Origin of the sequence: Pseudomonas sp. 11/12A (assembly GCF_000800055.1) — a bacterium.
Lineage (GTDB): Bacteria > Pseudomonadota > Gammaproteobacteria > Pseudomonadales > Pseudomonadaceae > Aquipseudomonas > Aquipseudomonas mohnii.
Genome location: NZ_JUGV01000001.1, coordinates 2,323,157 through 2,344,205, shown reverse-complemented (window position 1 = coordinate 2,344,205; position 21,049 = coordinate 2,323,157). Strand labels below are relative to the sequence as shown.

General features: G+C 61.5%; 17 protein-coding genes. 1 reads left to right on the top strand and 16 read right to left on the bottom strand.

Going from position 1 to position 21,049, the window contains the following annotated elements; genetic code table 11:
* Positions 1 to 25: 25 nt before the first annotated feature.
* From GQ39_RS10770 to GQ39_RS10700, 15 genes are all read right to left on the bottom strand, one after another.
* The gene (locus GQ39_RS10770) at positions 26 to 1,435 is read right to left on the bottom strand and encodes an aldehyde dehydrogenase family protein (RefSeq protein ID WP_047529634.1); all 1,410 of its coding nucleotides are present in this window, start codon (positions 1,433 to 1,435) and stop codon (positions 26 to 28) included.
* Between the two features lie 11 nt (positions 1,436 to 1,446).
* A complete protein-coding gene (locus GQ39_RS10765; protein WP_047529632.1) occupies positions 1,447 to 3,039 on the bottom strand; it encodes a GMC family oxidoreductase in 1,593 nt (530 codons plus the stop codon).
* 51 nt (positions 3,040 to 3,090) lie between these two features.
* On the bottom strand, positions 3,091 to 5,370 hold the full coding sequence (locus GQ39_RS10760; RefSeq protein WP_047529630.1) for a TonB-dependent receptor family protein: 2,280 nt from the start codon (positions 5,368 to 5,370) through the stop codon (positions 3,091 to 3,093).
* A gap of 209 nt (positions 5,371 to 5,579) precedes the next feature.
* Entirely contained in the window at positions 5,580 to 5,981 is a 402-nt protein-coding gene (locus GQ39_RS10755) for an ExbD/TolR family protein (RefSeq protein ID WP_047529628.1), read from the bottom strand.
* Between the two features lies 1 nt (position 5,982).
* On the bottom strand, positions 5,983 to 6,708 hold the full coding sequence (locus GQ39_RS10750) for a MotA/TolQ/ExbB proton channel family protein (protein ID WP_047529626.1): 726 nt from the start codon (positions 6,706 to 6,708) through the stop codon (positions 5,983 to 5,985).
* A gap of 46 nt (positions 6,709 to 6,754) precedes the next feature.
* Positions 6,755 to 7,558 carry an energy transducer TonB gene (locus GQ39_RS10745; RefSeq protein ID WP_047529625.1) on the bottom strand — a complete coding sequence of 268 codons (804 nt, stop codon included), beginning with the start codon at positions 7,556 to 7,558 and terminating at the stop codon, positions 6,755 to 6,757.
* Positions 7,559 to 7,745: 187 nt separating this feature from the next.
* Positions 7,746 to 8,837, bottom strand: coding sequence for a sigma-54 interaction domain-containing protein (locus GQ39_RS10740; protein WP_047529623.1), 1,092 nt, complete (start codon positions 8,835 to 8,837; stop codon positions 7,746 to 7,748).
* Between the two features lie 223 nt (positions 8,838 to 9,060).
* Positions 9,061 to 9,879 (bottom strand): ABC transporter ATP-binding protein, encoded by an 819-nt coding sequence (locus GQ39_RS10735; RefSeq protein ID WP_047529621.1) that lies wholly within the window; start codon positions 9,877 to 9,879, stop codon positions 9,061 to 9,063.
* A gap of 14 nt (positions 9,880 to 9,893) precedes the next feature.
* Positions 9,894 to 10,664 carry an ABC transporter permease gene (locus GQ39_RS10730; RefSeq protein WP_047529619.1) on the bottom strand — a complete coding sequence of 257 codons (771 nt, stop codon included), beginning with the start codon at positions 10,662 to 10,664 and terminating at the stop codon, positions 9,894 to 9,896.
* 9 nt (positions 10,665 to 10,673) lie between these two features.
* On the bottom strand, positions 10,674 to 11,474 hold the full coding sequence (locus tag GQ39_RS10725; RefSeq protein ID WP_081997890.1) for an ABC transporter permease: 801 nt from the start codon (positions 11,472 to 11,474) through the stop codon (positions 10,674 to 10,676).
* On the bottom strand, positions 11,474 to 12,520 hold the full coding sequence (locus GQ39_RS10720) for an ABC transporter substrate-binding protein (protein WP_047529617.1): 1,047 nt from the start codon (positions 12,518 to 12,520) through the stop codon (positions 11,474 to 11,476). Before GQ39_RS10720 ends, GQ39_RS10725 begins: the two co-directional genes overlap by 1 nt.
* 76 nt (positions 12,521 to 12,596) lie before the next feature.
* Positions 12,597 to 13,652: an ABC transporter substrate-binding protein gene (locus tag GQ39_RS10715; protein WP_047529615.1), complete on the bottom strand. Its 1,056-nt coding sequence runs from the start codon at positions 13,650 to 13,652 to the stop codon at positions 12,597 to 12,599.
* 217 nt (positions 13,653 to 13,869) lie between these two features.
* Entirely contained in the window at positions 13,870 to 15,723 is a 1,854-nt protein-coding gene (locus GQ39_RS10710; RefSeq protein ID WP_047529613.1) for an ABC transporter ATP-binding protein, read from the bottom strand.
* Entirely contained in the window at positions 15,716 to 17,497 is a 1,782-nt protein-coding gene (locus GQ39_RS10705) for an ABC transporter ATP-binding protein (protein ID WP_047529611.1), read from the bottom strand. Before GQ39_RS10705 ends, GQ39_RS10710 begins: the two co-directional genes overlap by 8 nt.
* A gap of 99 nt (positions 17,498 to 17,596) precedes the next feature.
* Positions 17,597 to 18,766 (bottom strand): LLM class flavin-dependent oxidoreductase, encoded by a 1,170-nt coding sequence (locus GQ39_RS10700; protein WP_047529609.1) that lies wholly within the window; start codon positions 18,764 to 18,766, stop codon positions 17,597 to 17,599.
* 349 nt (positions 18,767 to 19,115) lie between these two features.
* On the opposite strand from GQ39_RS10700, the gene GQ39_RS10695 reads away from it, so the two are divergent.
* Entirely contained in the window at positions 19,116 to 19,850 is a 735-nt protein-coding gene (locus GQ39_RS10695) for a class II aldolase/adducin family protein (RefSeq protein WP_047529608.1), read from the top strand.
* 121 nt (positions 19,851 to 19,971) lie between these two features.
* On the opposite strand, the gene GQ39_RS10690 is transcribed toward GQ39_RS10695, so the two are convergent.
* On the bottom strand, positions 19,972 to 21,027 hold the full coding sequence (locus GQ39_RS10690; RefSeq protein WP_047529607.1) for an ABC transporter substrate-binding protein: 1,056 nt from the start codon (positions 21,025 to 21,027) through the stop codon (positions 19,972 to 19,974).
* Positions 21,028 to 21,049 lie beyond the last annotated feature (22 nt).

The window sequence follows — 21,049 nt, the reverse complement described above, 5'->3', positions numbered from 1 at the left end:
TTGATGGTTGGGATGGGGGCCAGGCTCAGCGCCGGGCAATGTTGATGACTTGAAGGTCGCTGAAGGCGTCATAGCCGCGTAGCCCGCCTTCGTAGCCCAGGCCGCTCCATTTGTAGCCGCCCTTCGGTGCGCCGGGGTGCACGTCCAGATGTTGGTTGACCCATGCCAGACCGGCGTCGAGGCGTCGCGCAATGGCTTCGCCCCAGGCAACGTCCCGGGTCCAGACCGAGGCGCCGAGGCCGAAGGGACTGGCATTGGCCTGGCGGATCGCATCCTCGACATCGTCGAAGGCAATCACCGGCAGCACCGGGCCAAACTGCTCTTCATCGACGAGCGCGACACCGGCGCCTATGCCGCTGACGATGGTCGGAGCGAAGAAGTAGCCGGGGCCATCAGGCTGTGTGCCGCCGGTATGAACCACAGCACCGTGGGCGCGGGCGTCGGCCACCAGAGCCTTGACCCGCTCCAGTTGCTGGCGATTGGTCAGCGGACCCAATTCGGTGTCGGGGTCCAGGCCGCTGCCCAGGCGGGTTTTTTCGGCGCGTGCCACCAGTGCGGCAACCAGCGGTTCGAACAGGCTCTGGTGCACGTACAACCGCTTGATCGCAAAGCACACCTGGCCGCTGTTCCAGAACGCGCCCCAGAACAGCGACTCGGCGATGGCAGGGATATCGGCGTCCGCCAGCACCAGTGCCGCGTCATTTCCGCCCAGCTCCAGGGTCAGGCGCTTCAGATCGTCGGCGGCGCCTGCATACAGGTTCTTGCCGGTGGCAACACTGCCGGTGAAGGTGATATGCCGAACCTGCGGATGACGGCTCAACCGCTCACCGATTGCGCCGTCACCGGCCACAATGTTCAGTACGCCGGCCGGGAATACATCCTTCAACAAATGCCCCAGCAACAATGTGGATAACGGCGTGTGCTCCGACGGTTTGGCCACCAGGGTGTTGCCGGCGTGCAGCGCCGGAGCGAGTTTGAGCACGAGCAGGATGATCGGCACGTTCCAGGGGGTGATGGCTGCGACGACACCCAAGGGGCGTCGCTCGATACGCACCAGGCGCTGTTCATCATCGCGCAGTACTTCGGCGGGTGGTGTATCAAAGCTGGCGTAGTGATCGAACGTAGCCGCTGCGCCAGCCACTTCGCCAAGGGTGAAGCGCACTGGCCGTCCTTGCTCGAGGCTGATCAGTTCAGCGATCTGTTGACTGTTTTCCCGCAGTATTGCCGCGGCCAGGGCCAGTGCATGGCGTCGCGCCTGCGGGTCGGCAGCCCAGGCGGCAAACGCACGTTGCGCCGCTTCAACCGCTGCATCGACCTGAGCTTCGCTGGCACGCGCGGCGTAGCCGACGACCTGTTCGGTGGCAGGATCGAGCACCTCATCCAGGTGTTCAGCGGTTTGCAATTGCCCATCGATCAACAAGGCATAGTGGGTCATGGTAAAGGTCCTCAAGCGTCGGTAAGAATGGCGTCGGCGATTTTCTCGGCGATCATCAGGGTCGGCAGGTTGGTGTTGGCGGCTGGAATGCTCGGCATCACCGAAGCATCGGCCACCCGCAAGCCCTGTACGCCATACACTTTGCCGGCGTGATCGACCACGGCCAGCGGGTCATCGGGTCGACCGATACGGCAGGTGCCACTGGCATGCCAGACACCACCGACGTGGGTGCGCAGGTAGCGCTCAAGCGCCACGTCGTTGGCCAGGAGTTCGGAAAGTAGCGGTCCATCGGTCGAGGCCTGGGCGAAACGGCTCAAGCGCGGCGGGCCACTGAATGCGGCTACCGCCGGGTCGGCGAACACACGGGCAAGTACACGCAACCCTTCGCGCAATCGATCCAGATCGCGCCGGTCCGACAGCAGGTTGAACTCCACCGCCGGGTAATCCATCGGGTCGACGCTGCGTAACCGCAGGTGGCCAGTGGAGCTCGGTTTATTCACCCACAGCACCGCACTCGCGGTACCGAGCGCGGCATTGGGCGCGATGCCCAGGTATAAATCCGCCGGCACGCCGGGCGCGACACCGGACGAAACACGTGCGGCGAGCAAGTGGGCGGCACCGGGCTCGTCGCTCGGTGCGAGCGGGTCGTGCAGGGTAGCGGTGAGTCCGATCGAACTGTGGTCCCAGAGGTTGCGCCCAACGCCTGAACGGTCGGCGACGACCGCAATGCCCAGATCGCGCAGTTGGTCCGCCGGGCCGATACCGGCGCGCAACAGAAACGCCGGTGATTGCAGCGCCCCGGCGGTCAGGATTACCTCGTTGCCCGATACCTCCAGCCGCTTGCCGTCGCGCAGGACTTGCACCCCGGTCACCCGGTTGCCGCTCAGGATCAGTTGTCGCACCGGGGTGTCGGTCCACAGGGTCAGGTTGCTGCGGGCACGCACTTGGGGGGTGAGGTAAGCACGAGCGCTCGACACCCGTTGGTCATGTTCGATGGCTACGGTCGGGGCGAAGTAACCGTCCTCGAACCGCCCGTTCTGATCGACGATATTGTTCAGGCCCAGGGCCTGCAAGGCTTGCGCGGAGGCGCGGGTGAAACTGCCCCAGTATCGTGAGTCGACGCGGGCAATCGGCAGCGGACCCTCATGGCCGTGTTGCTCCGGGTCGCTCTGGCCGAAGTCGAGGTCGCGCTCCAGCTTGCGAAAATACGGCAGCACCCCTTGCCAGTTCCAGCCATCGGCGCCTTGTTGCGCCCACTCGTCGTAGTCGCGAGGCAAGCCTCGGTTGGCGACCATCATGTTGACGCTCGAGCCGCCGCCGAGAATGCGCCCCTGTTCATACACCTGGGCGTCTCGCGGGATGTCCGGGTGTTCGCTGGCGCGCAAAATGGTCAGGTCCGGCCAGAAATACCGCTCGCCCGCCAGACGCGGGCGCCAGGGTTGCAGGCCGTCGAGGATTTCCGCCGGGGTGTTGCTGTCGGGTGTGTCGGCGCCGGCCTCGATCAATAACACGCGTCGGTCGGCGCGTGCGGACAGCCGATTGGCAATGACACTGCCGGCGCTGCCGCCCCCGACGATGATGTAGTCGTAATGTTCAATGCTCATGCCTGCTCCTCGGGACGGTCAGACCGTCCCTTGCAAAATCGAAAGGGCGGTTCAGAAACCGACAGTCAGCGAGGCGACCAACGAGCGTGGCTGCCCTTTGTAGTACTGCGGCGCACCGTAGAAGTCGGGGTTGGTCGGGTCGGCGTTGATGGTTCCGGACTTGACGCCGGAGAGGTATTGCTTGTCGAAAATGTTGTTGGCGTTAAGGCTGATGGTGGTTTCCTTGAGCCCGCTGACCAAGTCCTTGAAGCGATACCCCAGGTTCAGGTCGAAGATTGTGTAACCGCCGATTTTCTGGGTGTTCGCCAGGTCGCCGTAGTAGCTGCCGGTGTAACGCCCGAGGAAGTTGGCGTAGAACGCTTGGTTGTCATAGCCGATGCCCGCGCTGACCAGGCGATGGGGGGCGTCGAAGAGTTGATTGCCCTGGGTGTCGGCGGTGAGACCGGCGGCGCTGTAATCCGAGTCCTGGGTCGAGCTGAGCCAGGTGAATGAGCTGAAGTAGTTGAAGTTGGCCGGCAGCTTGCCGTTCACCGCTAGTTCCAGGCCCTTGGTGGTGACGTTGCCGGCGTTGAAGTACTCGGTCACGCCGGTCACCGGTGAATAGGCGGCCTGGCGGTCCTTGAACTTGTCGTAGAACACTGCGGCACTGACCAGCGTCGTGTCAGTGCTGTAGCGCCAGCCGATCTCCTGGTTCCAGGTCAACTCGGGTTTCTGCTTTTCGCCGCCGTTGATTCGGCCGTAGACCGATGCGATGGCCGGTACGCGCATATTCGAGGTGGTGTTGTAGTAGAGCTGGTTTTGCTGATCGAGCTGGTAGCTGAGGCTCAGGCTGGGCAGGAAACGGTTGTAGTCTTCGGTGTTGTCGTAGCCGCTAAGGCGGTCCGCACCCTTGAGCTCGGTGTGTTGCCAGGCCAGGCCAGTGGTCAGGGCGAGCGCGCTGTTGATGTTCCAGGTGTCCTGAACCCAGAGTTTCTGCGTGGTGATCTGATTTGCCTGGTTGGTGTTGTAGACGATATTGCCGCGGCTATCGCGGATCGAGTCGCTGCCATCGATGCTGGCCGGTTTGCCGTTGCTTTTGATCGGCGTGAACACGAACTGATTGCGCGCGTGGGTGTAGTCGGCCCAGAGCCCAAGTTGCAGGACGTTGTTCTCGGCAAGGGTCAAATCCAGGCTATTGCTCGAACCGATACGGTACTGGGTCGGGAACAGTTGCAGCGATGCCGGCACCACCGGGTCCAATGCATCGCCGTCAAGGTTGACGTCAGTGCCCAGCTTGCGTTCGTTTACCGCCGCCGTGGCGATGGACGCCGTGCCTTCGGTGACGCGTACGTAGTACGGATTGATCTTCAACTGGGCGCCGTCGGACAGATTGAACAGGCCGTTGAGGCCATAGGTCTGGATTTTGAAGTCGGCCCGTGAGTTTTCCGCGCTGCTACCGGGCACGGTGATGTCGGCCACGCCATCGGTGCCACCCTCGGTGGGGTAGACATTGCGCGGGTAGCCGTGGTCGTAATCGTTGGCCCGGTACTGCGCCAGGGTCGGCGACAGATAGGTGTTGGTGCGCATCAGGAAGCTGGAGAACAGCGCATTGATCTGGTTGCCATCGCCCCATTTGTATTGCAGGTTGCCTTCGTAGCGATTGGACGACAGCTCACCGTCCGAGTCGTCCCACAGATCGCCAGTGGTGCGCGATGCCGACAGCCACGCTGACAGGCCCTCGTACTCGCCGGTATTGACCCGCACGAATGAGCGATAGAGGTTGTTGCTGCCGATGTTTTGCTTGTACAGAACGCCGCTTTCCTTGGTCGGGGCGACTGATTTGATCTCGACGCTGCCGCCGCTGGCGGTCAGGGTCGGTGCGTTGATCGAAGCGGAGCCGTACAACACCGACACCGATTCATAGTTCTCCGGGTCACCGAGGAAGTCCGCGTGGGGTGTCAAGAACTGCGGGTCGTTCAGTGGAATGCCATCGCGGGTAAAGCCCAACTGATCTTGCGAGAACCCGCGAATGTTCAGCGAACCTTCGGTGATGCCGCTGGAATCGCCGCCGCTTGAGTGCACCCCCGGCAGGTACTTCAGTGCGCCCGTGACCGCGCTGTCCAGGCCGACAAATTTCTCCAGTTGGGCCTTGCTCAACGTGGCTCTGGATTCAGGTGCCTTCTCTTTTTTCGCATCGCCGACAAAGGTTTCGGCGGTCTCGCTCTGCCCCTGCACGACAACGGTGTCGAGCACTGAGTCCCGGGTTTGCGCAGTGGCATAACCCGATATCAGCAAAGTGCCGGACACCGAAATGGCCAGGCTTGTGTGTTTGAATCCACTCAGATATTGCATACGTCTAGTTCCACGGTTTGAAAACGATGGGAACAGCGTTGCAAGCGATATGCCATTAAATTAAATGCATAAAAAACAATAAGTTATATGTATTTTTCGGCGAATGCTGCTGGGCGTTCAGCAGGTGTGCGGGAAGGGTGCTGCTGGCGCAGCAGGCAAAAAAAGGGCCGTCTCCATGCAGAGGACGGCCCGCAAGAACCAGAGGAATTTTATCGCGCAGTAATCACTGACAGCTTGGTGATGCCGGCGCGTTCGATCGATGCCATCGCCCGCGCCACTTCGCCATAGTTCACCCCGTCATCGGCCTGCAATTGCACCCGCACGTCGGGGTCCTTGGCCTTGGCCGCCTGCAGGTTGAGTTCCAGCAAGTCCGGCTGGATCTCGTCCTTGTTGATGAACAGCTTGCCGGCCGCATCAATGCTCACCACCAACGGGTCCTTTTGCTCGACCGGTGCCACGGCTTCGGTCTTGGGCAGATTGATCGGAATGGCGTTGGTCAGCAGGGGGGCGGTGACAATGAACACCACCAGCAGTACCAGCATCACGTCCACCAGCGGTGTCACGTTGATCTCGCTCAGCACCTCGTCGCTGTCTTGCGTGGAGAAGGCCATCTCAGGAAGCCTCCTGCACTTTGTGCGCGTTGCCCGGGACCGCCACCTTGCGGGTGACCGGATTCACCTGGACACGGAATGCGTTCTTCTGCGCGAGGCTGTAGAAATCATGGGCGAAATCGTCGAGGTCGGCAGCGGTCAGCTTCAGTCGCCGCAGGAAGTAGTTGTAGACCAGCACCGCGGGCACGGCGACGGCAATCCCCACGCCAGTGGCGACCAGGGCGGCCCCGATGGGGCCGGCGACGGTTTCCAGGCTGGCGGAACCGGCCGCGCTGATGCCTTTCAAGGCTTCCATGATGCCCCACACGGTGCCGAACAAACCAATGAACGGCGACGTACTGCCAATACTCGCGACCACCGCCAGCCCGGTTTCCAGCGACCGGCGTTCCCTTACGATCTGTTGGCGCAAGGCGCGTTCGAGGCGGTCCTGATGATTGATCGCCTGACTCAGGTCAGCCGCATGCGGTGTTTCACCGACCTGGATCGCGGCATAACCGGCCTGTGCCACGCGTGCCGCGGCACCGGGTTGGGTGTCGGCCAATGCCGCAGCCGAGCCCAGGCTCGGCGCGGCCCAGAACTGTTTGTGGAACCTGCGATCCTGCGCTTTCAGGCGACCGAATTGCACGCCCTTGAGCAGGGCCAGGCCCCAGGTGGCGACGGAAAATACCACCAGCAGCCAGATGACCGCGCTTTCGATGGATTCAAGTGGAGAGGCCAGTAACGTCATGATGTTTTCCCTCGGCATGGGGCGCGATGAGTACGCCCCTCAGTCATTAATTGATTTTGAAATCGATGGGCACGCTGACCCAGCCGACCTGGGCGACATCGCCCTGTTTGGCCGGTACGAAACTCCAGCGTTTCACGGCATTCAACGCCGCGTCGTCGAGTTGCTGGCGACCACTGCTTTTCTGGATCTGGATCTCACCCGGTTTGCCGCTTGGCAGAACCTGGACCCGTAACAGCACCGTGCCTTCCCAACCGCGACGCTGCGCCAGCGACGGGTACTCCGGCGCCGGGTTCTTCAGGTACGCCGCATTGGCCGAAGCCGGCGTCACCGGAGCGGGTGCCGCAGGGGCGGGCGGTGCTGCGACCGGTGCTGGCGGTTGTGGTGGCGCCGGCGGTTGCTCGACCGCTTTGGGTACAGGCTTGGGCGCCGGCTTGACCACGGGCTTGGGTTTTGGAATCGGCTTGGGCGCTGGTTTCGCGGCCAGTTCGTCGACGATGGGCGGCGGTGGTTCGACCACGGGTGGCGGTGGCGGTGGCGGCGGTGGCGGTTCGACGACGGGTGGTGCCGGTTGCGAGAACTCGATGGTCATCGGCGGAATCTGCGGCGGCACGACAGGCAATACCGTGGTCGGTTGCTGAATGATCCAGAAGATCACCGCGCCGTGTGCCAACAACGCGAGCACCCCGAGCAAGACGCCTTCACGGCGGCTTAACACGTCTTTGGGTGCTCGCTGCAACCGCAGTCGCTCCAACGGCACTCGAGGTGCCCGGCCGAGGTCGACCAGCGCGCCAACCGGCGCCTGGCTCCATAGCGCCTCCGGCACCTCGGCAGTGGTTTGGACTTTGCCCATTACTGACTCCAGTTATGAAAAAGGCTGTACAGAGCAAAAGAGCAATTACTGTGCCCAACCTTTCCAAACGGGCCTGGTGGCTGTCGGCTTTGGGGGAGGAGGCCTCGGTGGTGTTCATTACTCGATGGGGAGCTGCCATTCACGCAGCAACGTTGCTGTCCGACTGCTGCTGTAGCAGCAAGCAGGCTCAGTGTTTAGCGGCCTCCAGGCTGGCGCTGCGCGGCGATTGAGCGAGTACGCCGATCTTTTCCAGACGGGCGCGCACAATGTTGCGACTGATGCCCAAGACTCTCCCGGTCTGCAATTGATTGCCATGGCAAAACCGATACGCCTCACGAAACACCGTTTCTTCGATGTGCTCGTAAAGGTTTGGCAGGTTCTGTTCGAACAGTTTGGCCAGTGCTTCTTCCAGGCTCGCAGGCGACTGGGCGGTAGCAACGGCCAATGGCGAACCGTTCGTGCGAGCGCCGTGGTTGCGCATGTCCACAAGGTGCAAGTCTTCCGGTTGCACACGCTTGTTCAGGCACACGAGCAACGCGTGATGAATGGAGTTTTCCAGCTCGCGGATGTTTCCCGGCCAACTGTGCTCGAGCAGCTTGCGTTCGCATTCCGGGCTCAATGTGGCGCGGTTGTAGCCAAGTCGCTGGCAATGTTCTTCAAGGAAAAATTCTGCCAGGGGAAGGATGTCGCCCGGCCGTTCACGCAGTGCCGGCAGGCGAATCGTTGCGACGTGCAGACGGTAGAACAAGTCCTCGCGAAAGTTGCCGGCGACCACCGCATCGGCCAGGTTGACGTTGGTGGCGGACACCAGACGCACATTGATCGGGATCGGCGTGCGCGAGCCCAGGCGCACCACTTCGCGCTCCTGCAGCACTCGCAGAAGCTTGACTTGCATGTTCAGCGGCAAGTCGCCTATTTCATCGAGAAACAGCGTGCCGCCCTTGGCGGCTTCGAACCATCCGGCCTTGCTGGTGGTGGCGCCGGTGAAAGCGCCTTTCTCGTGACCGAACAATTCGCTTTCCACCAGTGTCTCGGCAAACGCTCCGCAGTTGACCGCGACGAAGGGTTCGTTACGACGATGACTGAGATTGTGAATGTGCCGCGCGACCAGTTCTTTGCCGGTGCCGGTTTCGCCCATGATCAGCGCGTTGGCATCGCTGGGCGCCAGGCGCTCGATGCGATTGAGCAGTTCCAGTGAACGAGGGTCCTTGAACACCAGTACGGTGGCCCGGACCGATTTGGTCAGTTCGCGAGCATGGGGATGTGTAATCAGTGCCATGGTGCTATTCCTGTAGCTAAGACCGCCGAAGAATCATGCACGATATTCATTTAGATTAAAAAATTCTTAATTCGAATTTAGTTATTCGTTTAAGGAATATTGATTTGCTGGATTTCGGTGGCTGTAAAACACCGGGATGCAAGGGGCCGTAACGGCTCAAACCCGCCCTTGAAGGCCCGCTGGCAATCACCGCGGGAGCGACGAAACCACGCGCTAATGACACCTACACGTGCGTAACCTCGACGTGATCGCTGCCGACCAGCTCGGTCAGCAGCTCGTCCTTGAGCTTCTGCAAGCGCGGCGAATGGCGTTCGCGAGGGTGGGGCAGGTTGACGTGGATTTCGTGTTTGATGCGCCCCGGACGAGCGTCCATGACGATCACCCGATCGCCGAGGTACAGCGCTTCTTCGACGTCGTGAGTGACCATGATCATCGTGCTGCGTTGCTGCACCCACAGGCGTTGCAGCTCGCGTTGCAGGTGGACGCGAGTCAGCGCGTCGAGGGCGCCAAACGGTTCGTCGAGCAAGAGGATTTTCGGTTTGTTGATCAACGCGCGGGCAATTGCTGCACGCTGTGCCATGCCACCGGACAACTGATGCGGGTAGGCATTTTCAAACCCTTGCAAATTGACCAGCTGAATGTGTTCAGCCACCAATCGGGTTTTCTCCTTTTTCGTCAGGGGGTGGTTTTTCAGGGCCACCGCGATGTTTTGCTCGACGGTTTTCCACGGGAACAAGCGGTGGTCCTGGAACACGATGCCGCGTTCCAGGCTGGTGGAGTCGATACGTTTTCCATCGAGCAGGATGTCGCCGCTGTACTGGGCTTCAAGGCCGACAATCAAACGCAGCAAGGAAGATTTTCCGCAGCCGCTGGCACCGACGATGCTGACGAATTCACCGGGTTTGACCGACAGGTTGATGTCCTGGAGCACCGTTAACGGTTTGCCTTCGATGGCGTACTGCTTGCCCAGGCCGCGTATGTCCAGGGAACCCGGCAGGTGGGTGGTCTGATCCAGCCAATGTTGCTTGAGTGATGCGTTCATGATTGATCCAGCCTTTAACGAGTGTCGCGCCAGCGCAGCAGGTGCTGGCTCAAGCGCGTGAACAATTGGTTCATTGCGTAGCCGAGCAGGCCGATGCAGAGCACGCCGATGACCACGACTTCCATGCGTGAGCCCGCCTCGGCATTCATCATCAGGTTGCCCAGCCCCGCGCCAGTCGAGAGAAACAACTCGACACCGACGGAACTCACCCAGGCGAATGCCAGGGCATGCAGCGCACCGTTGGCGATGGAGGGCAGGGCGCTCGGCAGTAGCACCTGGGTCAGTTGCTGAACCGGTCCAAATTCGAAAACCCGGCCGACTTCCCGGTATCGCGGTTCGATATGGCTGAAGCCTTCAAAGGTGTTGAGCGTCATGGGGTAGAACGCGGCGAGGCTGACGATCAGTATCTTGGCTCCCTCACCACTGCCGAACCACAGGGCGATCAGCGGGATCAGTCCCAGGATCGGCACTTGTCGCATCATGTGGTAAAGCGGCCCGATGACCCGCTCGACCACGGTCGACATCGCCATGGATGCACCAACGGCAATGCCCAGCGTGACCCCCAGCAGTAACCCGATGCAGGTACGTTGCAGGCTGGCCAGCGTGCTGATCAGCAACGCACCGCTGTCGATCAACTCCACCAGGCCTTGGCCGATCACTTCCAGGGGTACAAACGCATAAGCCTGCGCGGTGCCCTGGCGCGAGGCGATTTCCCACAGGCCGATCAGTACCATCGGCAGCAACAAGCCACGACCTCTACGCAGCAGGTGAACCAGTGAATTCATGTGATTCTCCTAACGGGTTTTCCAGCGGAACAGGCGTTTTTCCAGCAGGCGAAAGCCATGGTCGAGGACGAAGCCGATCAGCCCGATCACGACCACGCCGACCATCACGATGTCGATGCGCATCAACTGTCGCGCCATCTCGATCATCTGCCCCAGGCCGCTGTTGGCCGCCAGCAGTTCGGCGGCCACAAGGACCATCCAGGCCCGGCTCAGGCCGATGCGAACTCCCGTGAGAATCGGCGGTGCGGCGGCCGGAAAAGCAATGTCGAAGATCAGATGCCGCAGCGGTAATCGGTAAATTCGCCCGACCTCAAAGTAGTTGCGCGGGATCGCCTTGATCCCTTCGCTGGTAGCCAGTGCGACCGGGAAAAACACCGCTTTGGTGACGATCAGGATCTTGAACGTCTCTTCCACGCCGAAGGCCAGGATGAACATGGGGATCAAGGCAATAGACGGGATCTGGCGCAGGGTGTGAAACAACGGCGAGCAATACACCTCGACCGTTTTCGACAGGGCCAGGGCGATCCCGAACAGCAATCCGCCGCTGGCGCCGAGTGCGAAACCCAGGCCCAGGCGACTCAGGCTGAAGCGGGTGTGCTCAAGCAGTTCGCCACTGTCCAGCAGGTCGTTGAAGGTGTCCCAGACCACTGCCGGTGGCACCAGCAACTGCTCGGAGTAGAGGCCGGATTGCGCGACCAGCGCCCAGGCCAGCAGCACCAGGAGCGGCGAAACAAACCAGCTGAGCCGATTGGGCCGGAGCCGTCGAATGAACACGCGGGGCTGAGCCGCGACACTGATCAGGCTGCTCATCAGATGGCCAGCCTGGTTTTACCCAGCACCGACTCCAGCGGCCGGGGATCAACCCAATCGCGTACGTTGAAGGCATGGTCGATGAAATGATGCCGATGGAGGAAACGGGTCAGGTCCTGCAGGGCCAGCAGGGACCTTTCCTCGAGGCGGGTGACCAGTCTGCGGTGCGCGTCTTCGCCGTAGGCAGCGGCGACGAAATATTCGCTGGTATTGAGTTCGCGGGCGAGGAAGCGTCGGGTTTCGTCGGCGTGGCTCCAGGCCCACTGTTCGGCCCGCAACACGGTTTCGACGATCAACGCCGCTGCATCGAAATGCTCGTCGAGCATGTGCTGATCCACCGTCAGGGTACGCGGAGTACCGATGTTGCTGCGAATCATCGGGTCCGGGTGCGATCCGGTATCGATCACCACCTGAAGCCCGAACTCTTCAGCCAGTAGTACTCCATGTGCGCCCTTGGCGAAGACCGCATCGATGTCGCCGCGCAACAGGCCGATCAACTCATTGTTGCGCCGTCGATTCTTCAAGGCTATTTGTGCGCCGAACACATGCTGGATCGGTTCGTCGCTGTGAGTACCGCCGTAGGGATAATCCACCAGTTCGACGTCAGCGATACCCAACCCCTCGAGTTGCAGGGCGTTTTCCAGGGAGCGCAGTGCCTGGGCGCGACCAAAATCGATCTGCACGTTGGCCCATTTTGGGATGCCGAAACGCCGGTTGCGCAGATCACGGGTGCTTTTGATCCCGCTTTCCGGGGTGGTCAGGATCAACTGGACTTCGTCGCTCCAGGACAGACCCAGCACGCGGGTGCTCTTGCCGCTGGCTTTGGCCCAGATCGCCGGGGTATTTCCGCCATGACGGACCGAGTTGTCCAGGTGGTGGTCGAAATGCGCCTCGCGCACTTCCCGATCGGAGGATTCGCGCAAGCCTTGAATATTGGTGCCGTAAGGGCGAAATGCTTCGGCAAGACGGCCGGATTCGACAGCGATACCCAGCCCGGTGGGGACCGGGCTATGGGTGTACCAGAGTGTATCGAGAGGTTTTGTCATGCAGGCAGTCCAGACAGGTCATGGCGCTGAAAATCGGAACGGGCAGGGGCCACAGCCGGCTGCCCGAGGCAATGTGTCAACCGGTGCGGGTAGCCACCAGACTGCGCAGCGTTTCCTGAGGACGCGGGTCGATCCAGTCGGCGACGGAGAACGACGCCGGGATGAAGTTCCAGCGATGCAGGAAATCGGTGAAGTCCTGCACGCCGTTGATCGAGCGCTCATCGAGGTTGGTCCGCAGTCGCTGGTGCGCGTCTGTGCCATACGCCGCAGTTACCCAGAACTCGCTGCTGTTGGTTTCATGGGCCAGGAAGCGCCGGGTGTCCTGTGGGTGCGTCCAGGCCCACTCTTCGGCGCGCACCACCGACGACAGAATCGCCACGGCCGTGTCGAAGTGCTGATCCAGCAAATGGCTGTCGACGCTGAGCGTGCGTGGGGTGCCGTTGTTCGAGCGGATCAACGGGTCCGGGTGCGAGCCGGTGTCGATCACGGTGTGCAGGCCAAACTGGTGGGCCAGTTGGGCGGCGTGTGCGCCCTTGAGGAAAATGGCATCGACTTCGCCGCGCAGCAGGCCCACCAGCTCGGCGTTCTGGCCACCATTGCGACGCCCGCCGAAGTTGGCCACGCCGTTGACGACCTGGGTGGCCTCATCGCTGAACGTGCCGCCGTGGACGTAATCCACCAGCTCGACATCCTTGACCTCGAGACCTTCGAGTTTGAGCGCGTTTTCCAGGCCGCGCAGCGCTTGTGCGCGGGTGAAGTCGATTTGCGCATTGACCCAGTGCGGCAGGCCGAACTTGCGTCCCTTGAGGTCCTTGACGGTTTTGATGTCGCTGCCGGGCAGGGTCAGGATCAGCTGGATTTCATCGGCCCATGACAAGCCGATGACCCGTGTGTCGCGACCGCTGGACTTGGCCCAAATGGCGGGGATGTTGCCGCCGTGGCGAACCGAGTTCTGCAGGGTGTGATCAAAGTGGGATTCGCGCACGGCTTGTTCGCTGGACTCACGCAACGACTGGATGCGGGTGCCTTGCTGTTCAAGGGCTTCTTCCAGCCAACCCTTTTGAACGGCGATGCCGAGGCCGGTCGGCACTGGGCAGCGGGTGTACCAGAGTGTTTCGAGGGGATGGGACATTGTGCTTACTCCATAGGTTACGGCAGGTCTTCACGGATGCGGTTGATCACCGATTGCAAAGGGCAATTGCAACGGGCATGCCACGCCGTGACTCGATGGCAAAGCCCCGTGCTTAAGGGGCTTTGCCGGGATGGTTGCGAGTGCTGTCAGGATCCGTTGCTGCTGCAGCAGCAATGGATCAGCAAGGTCGTTGGATGATCAGCAACCCAAAGCGGCATCAGGCGCTCGCAGGCTGTGGCGTGGCGGGCGTGTGTTCGTTGTGTTCGTAGGTGCGATACAACGCGGCGTAGGCCCCGCCCTGATGGAGCAGCGCGGCATGGTTGCCCAACTCGATCAGTTGGCCGTTGCGCACGACGCCAATCCGGTCGGCGTCGCGAATGGTCGCGAGTCGATGGGCAATGATGATGGCCGTGCGTCCTTCACACAGGCGCCGCAAGGCTTTCTGGATGCGTCGTTCGGTATGGATGTCGACAGCCGAGGTGGCCTCGTCGAGGACCAGTACGGCCGGGTCGGCGAGGAACGCACGGGTCAGGCACACCAATTGTCGTTGTCCATGGCTGAGGTGGGCACCCAGTGCACCGACTTCGGTGTGCCAGGCCAGCGGCAGTCGCTCCAGCACTTCGTCGGCGCCCAGTGCCTGTGCCGCCGCGATCAGTTGTTCATCGCTGGCGTCCGGGCGGACCAGTCGCAGGTTGTCGAGGATCGTGCCGCTGAACAGCACATTGTCCTGGAGCACGACGCCTACGTTGCGGCGCAGTTGCTTTTGCGTCAGCTGCCTGATGTCGATGCCGTCGAGTGTCACCGCACCGTGCTGCACTTCATAAAATCGCGTGAGCAGTTGCACCAGGGTGCTCTTGCCATGTCCGGAAGGGCCGACCAGCGCCAGCACTTCACCAGCGGGGATACGCAGGACAAAATCCTCGATCACGGCTTTTGCGCCCGGCTGATAAGCAAACGTCACGTGCTCGAAGTTAACCGCGCCGCGGGCTTTTTCGAGGGGGACCGGGGTGTCGCTGTCGAGGATTTCCGGTTGGGTATCGAGCAGCAGGAAAATCCGCTGGGCCGATGCCGAGCCAGTGGCATAGCGCTCGAGCAGATCGGACAGTTCCTGCAAGGGGCCGAGGAACAGCATCACGTAGAACAGGCTTTCGGCGACTTGCCCGACTGTCAGTTGATGTTGAGCCAGGCCATACGCTCCCAGCATCAACAACATTGCCATGCCAACCGCCGCGAGCAGCCCGGTAAAGGGCGCGAACCAACCGGACCGCAGGTTGCCGCCAATCAAGGCGTCGTTGAAGTCTTCCAGCAAACGTCGATATCGCAAGCGGTTCGGGTCCTGCTGTACGCATTGCTGAATCATGCGTGCTCCGGCCACGGTTTCCACCAGGTGCGCGGTGAAGCGGCTGCGGTTTTCCGCAACCCTGGCCCATGTGCGTTGCGAGATCCTCTTGAAGCTCCAGGTCGCCACGCACAACAACGGCACGATGCCCGCCAGACCGAGGAAAAACACCGGTGAGATCAGCCACAACATGATCGACGCGACGCTGCAACGCAGCAAAGCGCCGAGCAGTTCCGGCGGGCCCTGGATCAGCAGCGCTTCGAGACTGTCGACGTCACGGTCCGCGCGGGAAATGATCCGGCCGGCCTTGGTCCGGTCGAAGTAACCGATGCTCAGCGCCTGTACGTGGCTGAACACTCGCACCCGCAGGTCGTTGAGCACGCGAATGGCCGCGCCACCGGCAATGTATTGCGAGAGGCCGGCCAGCAGGAAACGTGCACCCCAGGTGGCAGCGAGCCCCACGCCCAGCAGGCTGACCAGCGTCAAATCGAGCAGCCATGCATCGCCTTGGCGGACCAGACCGCGGTCGAGCAATTCGCGGACAAACCAGGGACGCAGGAACACGGCGACCACCAGCAGCAACTCAAGCCCGATCACTGCCAGAATGCGTGAGCGCACCGGGCCGAGCAGTGGCAACAGTCGACTGAACATGCTGCGATCCAGCCCCTTTTTGGCCAGTGCCTCCTCAATCTCGATATCGCTGAGTGCTTTACCGGGCAATGGATTAGTCATGTTCGACCCCCAATAGGTCACGGTAGAAAGCGTTGCGTTGGACCAGCTCGGCGTGTGTGCCGCTGTCGGCAATGTGCCCGTCTGCCAGTACCAGCACCCGATCGGCGAGCTGGATGGTTGACAGCTTGCTGGAGACAATCAGCAACGTAGTGGTTTGCCCATCGTGTTGCAGCAGGCCTCGAATGTTGTGGATCACCCGGCGTTCAGTGAGTGAGTCCAGCGCACTCGTGGCGTCGTCGAGGCACAGGATGTCGGGGCGTGCCAGCAGCGCGCGCGCGAGATTGATGCGTTGGCGTTGGCCGCCGGACAGCGTGACGCCGCGGTCGCCCAGTGAGGTGTCCAACCCGTGGGGAAGGCGTTCCAGCACCTCCCCGGCAGCGGCCAGGCTCAAGCCCCGGCGCAGGCTTTCATCACTCGCCCCGGGGGCGGCCAGGCGCAGGTTGGCGGCGAGGGTATCGGAAAACAGAAAGCTTTCCTGGGGCACGACGTGCACGCGCTTGCGCAACTCCTCCAGCTTGAGTGTGCGCACGTCCTGCCAGCCATCACGGCTGGAACCGAGCGACACCGTACCCTCTTGAGGGTCAGTCAGGCGCGGCAACAGGCTTGCCAGCAGACTCTTTCCGGCGCCTGTGGCCCCCACCAGGGCGACGACCTCGCCGGGCTGCAGCGTGAAGGTGCAGTCGCGCAGAATGCTTCGACCGCCACCCGGTGCTTGAACGGTGACATGCTCCAGGCGCAACCCCAGCGGTCGCGTCGACAACGCCTGGGTTCCGCTGTGAATGGTCTGTGGCGCATCGAGCAATTGCCAGATGCGCTCGGCTGACGAGCGTGCATCGGCGAACACCTGCATTACCCTGCCGATGCCTTCGATACGGAAAACCAGCGTGGTGGCAATCAGTAGGGAAGTGACCCATTCACCGATCCCCAGATGGCCGTCGCGAACCAGCAGGGCGCCATAGACAAAAATCCACACATGGCTGAGTGCAACGATCAGTTGCGGCAGCGGAATCCGTGAGCTGGCAAACGCCAGGGCAAGGCGCGCCTGCTCGGCAAAGAAACCGACTTGCTGGCTGAATCGATCGATACGACCGGCCTCCAGCGCGAACGACTTGATCACCCGGACACCGCCGATGCCTTCGCTGAGGTCCTGATTGACCCGGTCGTAGGCGGCGCCCACTTCACGGTCGAGGATCAACAGGCGTTCAGTCTGGCGCACGAAAATCCACAGACCCAGACCGGTCAACAGCAACGGCAACAGCCCCAGCCAGGCGTCGTACCAGGCCAGCAGGCCCACCGTGGCCAACAGGATCAACGGTGTTTCCACCAGTTGCCGCCAGAAGCTGATCAGCGCATCGCGCAACTTGTCCGCGTCACGGGTGGTACGGCTGATCATTTCGCCCATGCCGTGTTCCCAGTGGTAGCCCAGCGGCAGGGTTTGCACTTGCTGCAGGATACGCTCGCGCAGACGGGTGAGCAGGGCCTGGCTGAGGACCAGCGACAACACGCCACTGGCATACTGTGCAACACCGCGCACCAGCGCCACGGCGAGCAACAGCCCTGTCCAGAACCACGCGCGACTGGCATCCAGGCTGCCGTCATCCAGGCGAATGACGGCCTGGCCGTTATTGACTTCGTTCAAGGCATGCCCGACCAGGCATTGTTGTACCGCCAGCCCGACGCTGACCACGAAGAACAGGAGGGCGGTCAGGGCGAAGCGCCGCGGCATTTCTCGATAGATCAGCAGGCTGCGCAGCAAAGGGTAATGCTCGATCATGGGTTCACTTCTTTCAAAACCGATGTCTGGATTGTGAAAACCCCGCAGACACCGGGGTGTGTGCGGGGCAGGGTGCGGGAGTGACGCTTGTTCGGCTGATTAGCCGGCGATTTTCAAGTTGTTTGGCGCAGGTGCTGCGTCTGCGACGGGCCGTTGATGCACCAGTGGCAGCACTTCCTGGCCAATGCGCAGGGCTTCTTCGAGGTGTGGGTTGCCGGCCAGAATGAAGGTCGAGAAACCGGCGTCGCGGTATTCGGCCAGGCGTTCGGCGACGTTCTCGTGGCTGCCGACCAGGCCAATCGTCGGCCCAGGTTTGGCTTTACCGAAGCCGGCCCACAGATTGGGGCCGATGATCAGGTCTTCGAAGCGTTCGGAGTTCTGGTGATAAGCCGTCTGCCGGGCCGCACCGACGGAGTCCGAACCGCTGGCGAAGCTCTTGATGAACTCGCTGGTCCTGGCGTCGATGCGATCGTACTGGCGGCGCAGTTCCGACCATGCCGCTTCTTCGGTCTCACGGGCGAACAGGTCAATACGAATGCCGAAGCGCACTTCCCGACCTTGCTTGTCGGCCAGCTCACGCACACGTTCAATGTGCGGCTTGAGTTTGTCGACCGGCTCTGCCCAGTTCAGGTAGACATCGGCGTGACGGGCTGCAACGTCAAGCGCCGGGTCGGAGAACCCGGAGAAATACACGCTCGGCTTGCGCTCCTGGGTCAGGCCGCGTGGCAGTGAACCATTTTCCAGTTGATAGACATCGCCATGGTAGGAGAACGATTCGTTCTCCCACAGGCCCTTGATGATGTCGAGGAATTCGCCGGTACGCTTGTAGCGCAGGTCATGGCTGAGGAAGTCGCCGTTGGCGCGCTGGGCCGCCGGGTTGCCGCCGGTGATGATGTTCCAGTCGAGACGCCCACGGCTGAGGTTCTGCAAGATGGCCGCTTGCTGGGCCGCGTATGCCGGCAAGGTCCAGGTGGCCTGAAACGCGATCAGGAACTTGATCCGGCGGGTTTCCCGCGCCAGCGCCGCTGCGGCGATCCATGGCTCCGGGCCGGTCGGCAGCAGCGCCCCTTCGAAGCCTGCGAGCTCGGCGGCCTTGGCCACTTGCGCGATGTAGTCGATGTAGGTGAAACCATCCGGCTCACCGTTTGGCAACCGGCCTGGCGCAATGTTGCCCGGACGATGAATCGCGGCGCCACGGGTGTTTTTGTCAGTTGCCAGATAATGCCCGTCACTGCCCAGGGGCAGGCGCCAGAAAAATTCGGTACTCATAAAAAACTCCAGAATCATAAACTCGGGCCGGTCGGTACGAGAGCCGCGGTGTTGCGGTAATTGCAACGGCTGTGCCAAGCCCTCGGAGGCCCGTGGGGCGGGGCTTCTGGCGCTGTTGGTGGGCACAATGGCTGGCGGCTGCTGGCGCAGCAGCAGTTGATCAGCAGGTCGTGCTGGTGATGCAGCAAGAGGGCGGCGGCGTCTGGCCCACATCCTTTTGTGCCGAATAAAAAGCTTTGCAAACAGTGGGTTAGCGATCTGTCGCAAGCTGGCACAGGAAGTGCTCTGCAGGTTGACATGCCTGGACAGCGGTCCGGCATTCTCAATCGATTAGTTGGAGTGTTTTGCCATGACTCACGTGTTGACTGCCGAACAACTGACTTACCTGGATCAGGCCAAGCGCGATTTTGCCAAGGCCTATCGCGTGCTGAAAAATACCCGCACCCTGACTGCCACCAACACCTTTCAGGCTTATCTGCGTGTGCCTGAGAGCCGTCTGGTGATCGCCCTGCACGCACCTGGCCCTTGGGCGGATGACGAAGAAATCCGTGCCGTGGTGGCTGACTATGACGGCGTGTTGTACCTGGACGAATCCACAGCCGGCAGTTCGCCGTTGAGCGGCAGCAAGGCCGGTGGCAACGGCAGGCGTTACGCAAAGGTTTTCGCCGAGCGTGCGGAAATCAATCTGGTGATTCACGTTCACACACCTTGGTTGGGCGGTTGGGCCAGCGCGCATCGGGTATTGCCGATCCGCTACGCGGCTTCGCAACGTGTGACCCTGTCCCGCGAATTGCCGATCTACGTGGACCGTCGTCAACCGGAGCCGGACTTCATCATCGAGAACCTTGAGCGCAATCCACACCTGCAAGCGATCCTCGAGGCCAATGGCGGCGCGACCTTCTGGGGTGCCGGCATTATCTCGGTGTCCAAGCTGATCCTGCTGATCGAAGAGGGCGCCTGGTTCCAGGGCCTGGCCGAAGGACTGGGCGGCTCGAAGGAGTTCGGTCCGGGGGTGTTGGAGCAGCAATGGAACATGACCGGTCTGTGGGAGCAGGGCAAAAAACTCCTGGAAAACGCGGCCTGATGCAGGAATGAGCCTGCTTGCGATAGTCGTCAACGATAACGCGGGCTGTCTGGATGCCCGTGTTGTCCAGACGGTTTTCGCGAGCAGGCTCGCTTCTGCACAAGAATCGCCCCGCCGATGGTCACTTCCACTCTGACGTCAGGTTCAGGTTTTTCAGCCCCTGTTCAACGAAACGGTTGTCAAGAAGGTCATCTACCTTGACGTCCTTGCGTATCAGCCTGGCCTGGAGGCTATAGGCGATACCGTCCTGATAATGCTGGCGCAGGGTTGCGTTGATCAGCGGGCTGAAGTGATCCTTCCAGGACTCGCCTTCCACTTCGCGCAGCAACACGCTCTGCGGCTGGCCCGACTGCGACAACAGCTCGATGTATTCAGCCTTGTGCTGTTGCTGCGAGGCCCATTGCAGCGCCTTCAGATAGGCATCCACCACCAATTGCGTGACTTCCGGCTGCTGCGCGATGAACTCGCTGGCACCGAACAGCTCCGCGCGCATTTTCCAGTCTGCCGGTGCCTCTTTGCTTGACCAGATGATCTTGCCGACCTTTTTATCCTCAAGCAGGTACGCATCGCTCAAGGTAAAAAAACCGTCGATGCGCCCGGCACTCAGTGCGGCGCCGCCCGCCTGGGGGTTGAGATTGAACATACGGAAATCATCGAACCTGAGGTGCCGGGATTCCAGCAGCTTGGCGAACGACAGTTCCCATGGCCGCCCCCGGTGCAAGGCCACGCGCTTGCCTTTGAGGTCATCGATTGACTGTGCAGTGGAGTCGGGCGGCACCACCAGGTACACATTGTTACCGGTGCCGCCGGCCGCGAGCAGCCTGGTCGAGACGCCGGAGGAATTGAGGATGATGCTCGGCAGGTCGCCGTAGAACGCGAAGTCGATGCGCTTGTTGGCGAATTCTTCATTGACGAAGGTGCCCACCGATGCAGTGGCGGCCGGCACCCATTGCAGCTCGACACCGCGTTTGGCCAATTGCTCCTTTAACCACGGATCCTTGTCCATCAGATAGGTCGGGCCGTTGAAGGTGATCTTGCCGGCATTCGAATACGCGACGGTGGCGATGCGCACGGTTTTCAGCGGTTCGGCCGCGAGGCTCAATTGACTGGCGAACAGCCCTAGCACCAACGAAGCGGGCACTAGCAGGCGGGAAGGAAACAAGCGCGAAAGTTTCATAAGGATCTGCCTTGTGTGGCGG

Coding starts and splice junctions, on each gene's coding strand:
- GQ39_RS10715 (WP_047529615.1), bottom strand. CDS start 13,652: ATGTCCCATCCCCTCGAAACACTCTGGTACACCCGCTGCCCAGTGCCG.
- GQ39_RS10690 (WP_047529607.1), bottom strand. CDS start 21,027: ATGAAACTTTCGCGCTTGTTTCCTTCCCGCCTGCTAGTGCCCGCTTCG.
- GQ39_RS10695 (WP_047529608.1), top strand. CDS start 19,116: ATGACTCACGTGTTGACTGCCGAACAACTGACTTACCTGGATCAGGCC.
- GQ39_RS10760 (WP_047529630.1), bottom strand. CDS start 5,370: ATGCAATATCTGAGTGGATTCAAACACACAAGCCTGGCCATTTCGGTG.
- GQ39_RS10765 (WP_047529632.1), bottom strand. CDS start 3,039: ATGAGCATTGAACATTACGACTACATCATCGTCGGGGGCGGCAGCGCC.
- GQ39_RS10720 (WP_047529617.1), bottom strand. CDS start 12,520: ATGACAAAACCTCTCGATACACTCTGGTACACCCATAGCCCGGTCCCC.
- GQ39_RS10705 (WP_047529611.1), bottom strand. CDS start 17,497: ATGATCGAGCATTACCCTTTGCTGCGCAGCCTGCTGATCTATCGAGAA.
- GQ39_RS10745 (WP_047529625.1), bottom strand. CDS start 7,558: ATGGGCAAAGTCCAAACCACTGCCGAGGTGCCGGAGGCGCTATGGAGC.
- GQ39_RS10770 (WP_047529634.1), bottom strand. CDS start 1,435: ATGACCCACTATGCCTTGTTGATCGATGGGCAATTGCAAACCGCTGAA.
- GQ39_RS10755 (WP_047529628.1), bottom strand. CDS start 5,981: ATGGCCTTCTCCACGCAAGACAGCGACGAGGTGCTGAGCGAGATCAAC.
- GQ39_RS10725 (WP_081997890.1), bottom strand. CDS start 11,474: ATGAGCAGCCTGATCAGTGTCGCGGCTCAGCCCCGCGTGTTCATTCGA.
- GQ39_RS10730 (WP_047529619.1), bottom strand. CDS start 10,664: ATGAATTCACTGGTTCACCTGCTGCGTAGAGGTCGTGGCTTGTTGCTG.
- GQ39_RS10735 (WP_047529621.1), bottom strand. CDS start 9,879: ATGAACGCATCACTCAAGCAACATTGGCTGGATCAGACCACCCACCTG.
- GQ39_RS10700 (WP_047529609.1), bottom strand. CDS start 18,766: ATGAGTACCGAATTTTTCTGGCGCCTGCCCCTGGGCAGTGACGGGCAT.
- GQ39_RS10740 (WP_047529623.1), bottom strand. CDS start 8,837: ATGGCACTGATTACACATCCCCATGCTCGCGAACTGACCAAATCGGTC.
- GQ39_RS10710 (WP_047529613.1), bottom strand. CDS start 15,723: ATGACTAATCCATTGCCCGGTAAAGCACTCAGCGATATCGAGATTGAG.
- GQ39_RS10750 (WP_047529626.1), bottom strand. CDS start 6,708: ATGACGTTACTGGCCTCTCCACTTGAATCCATCGAAAGCGCGGTCATC.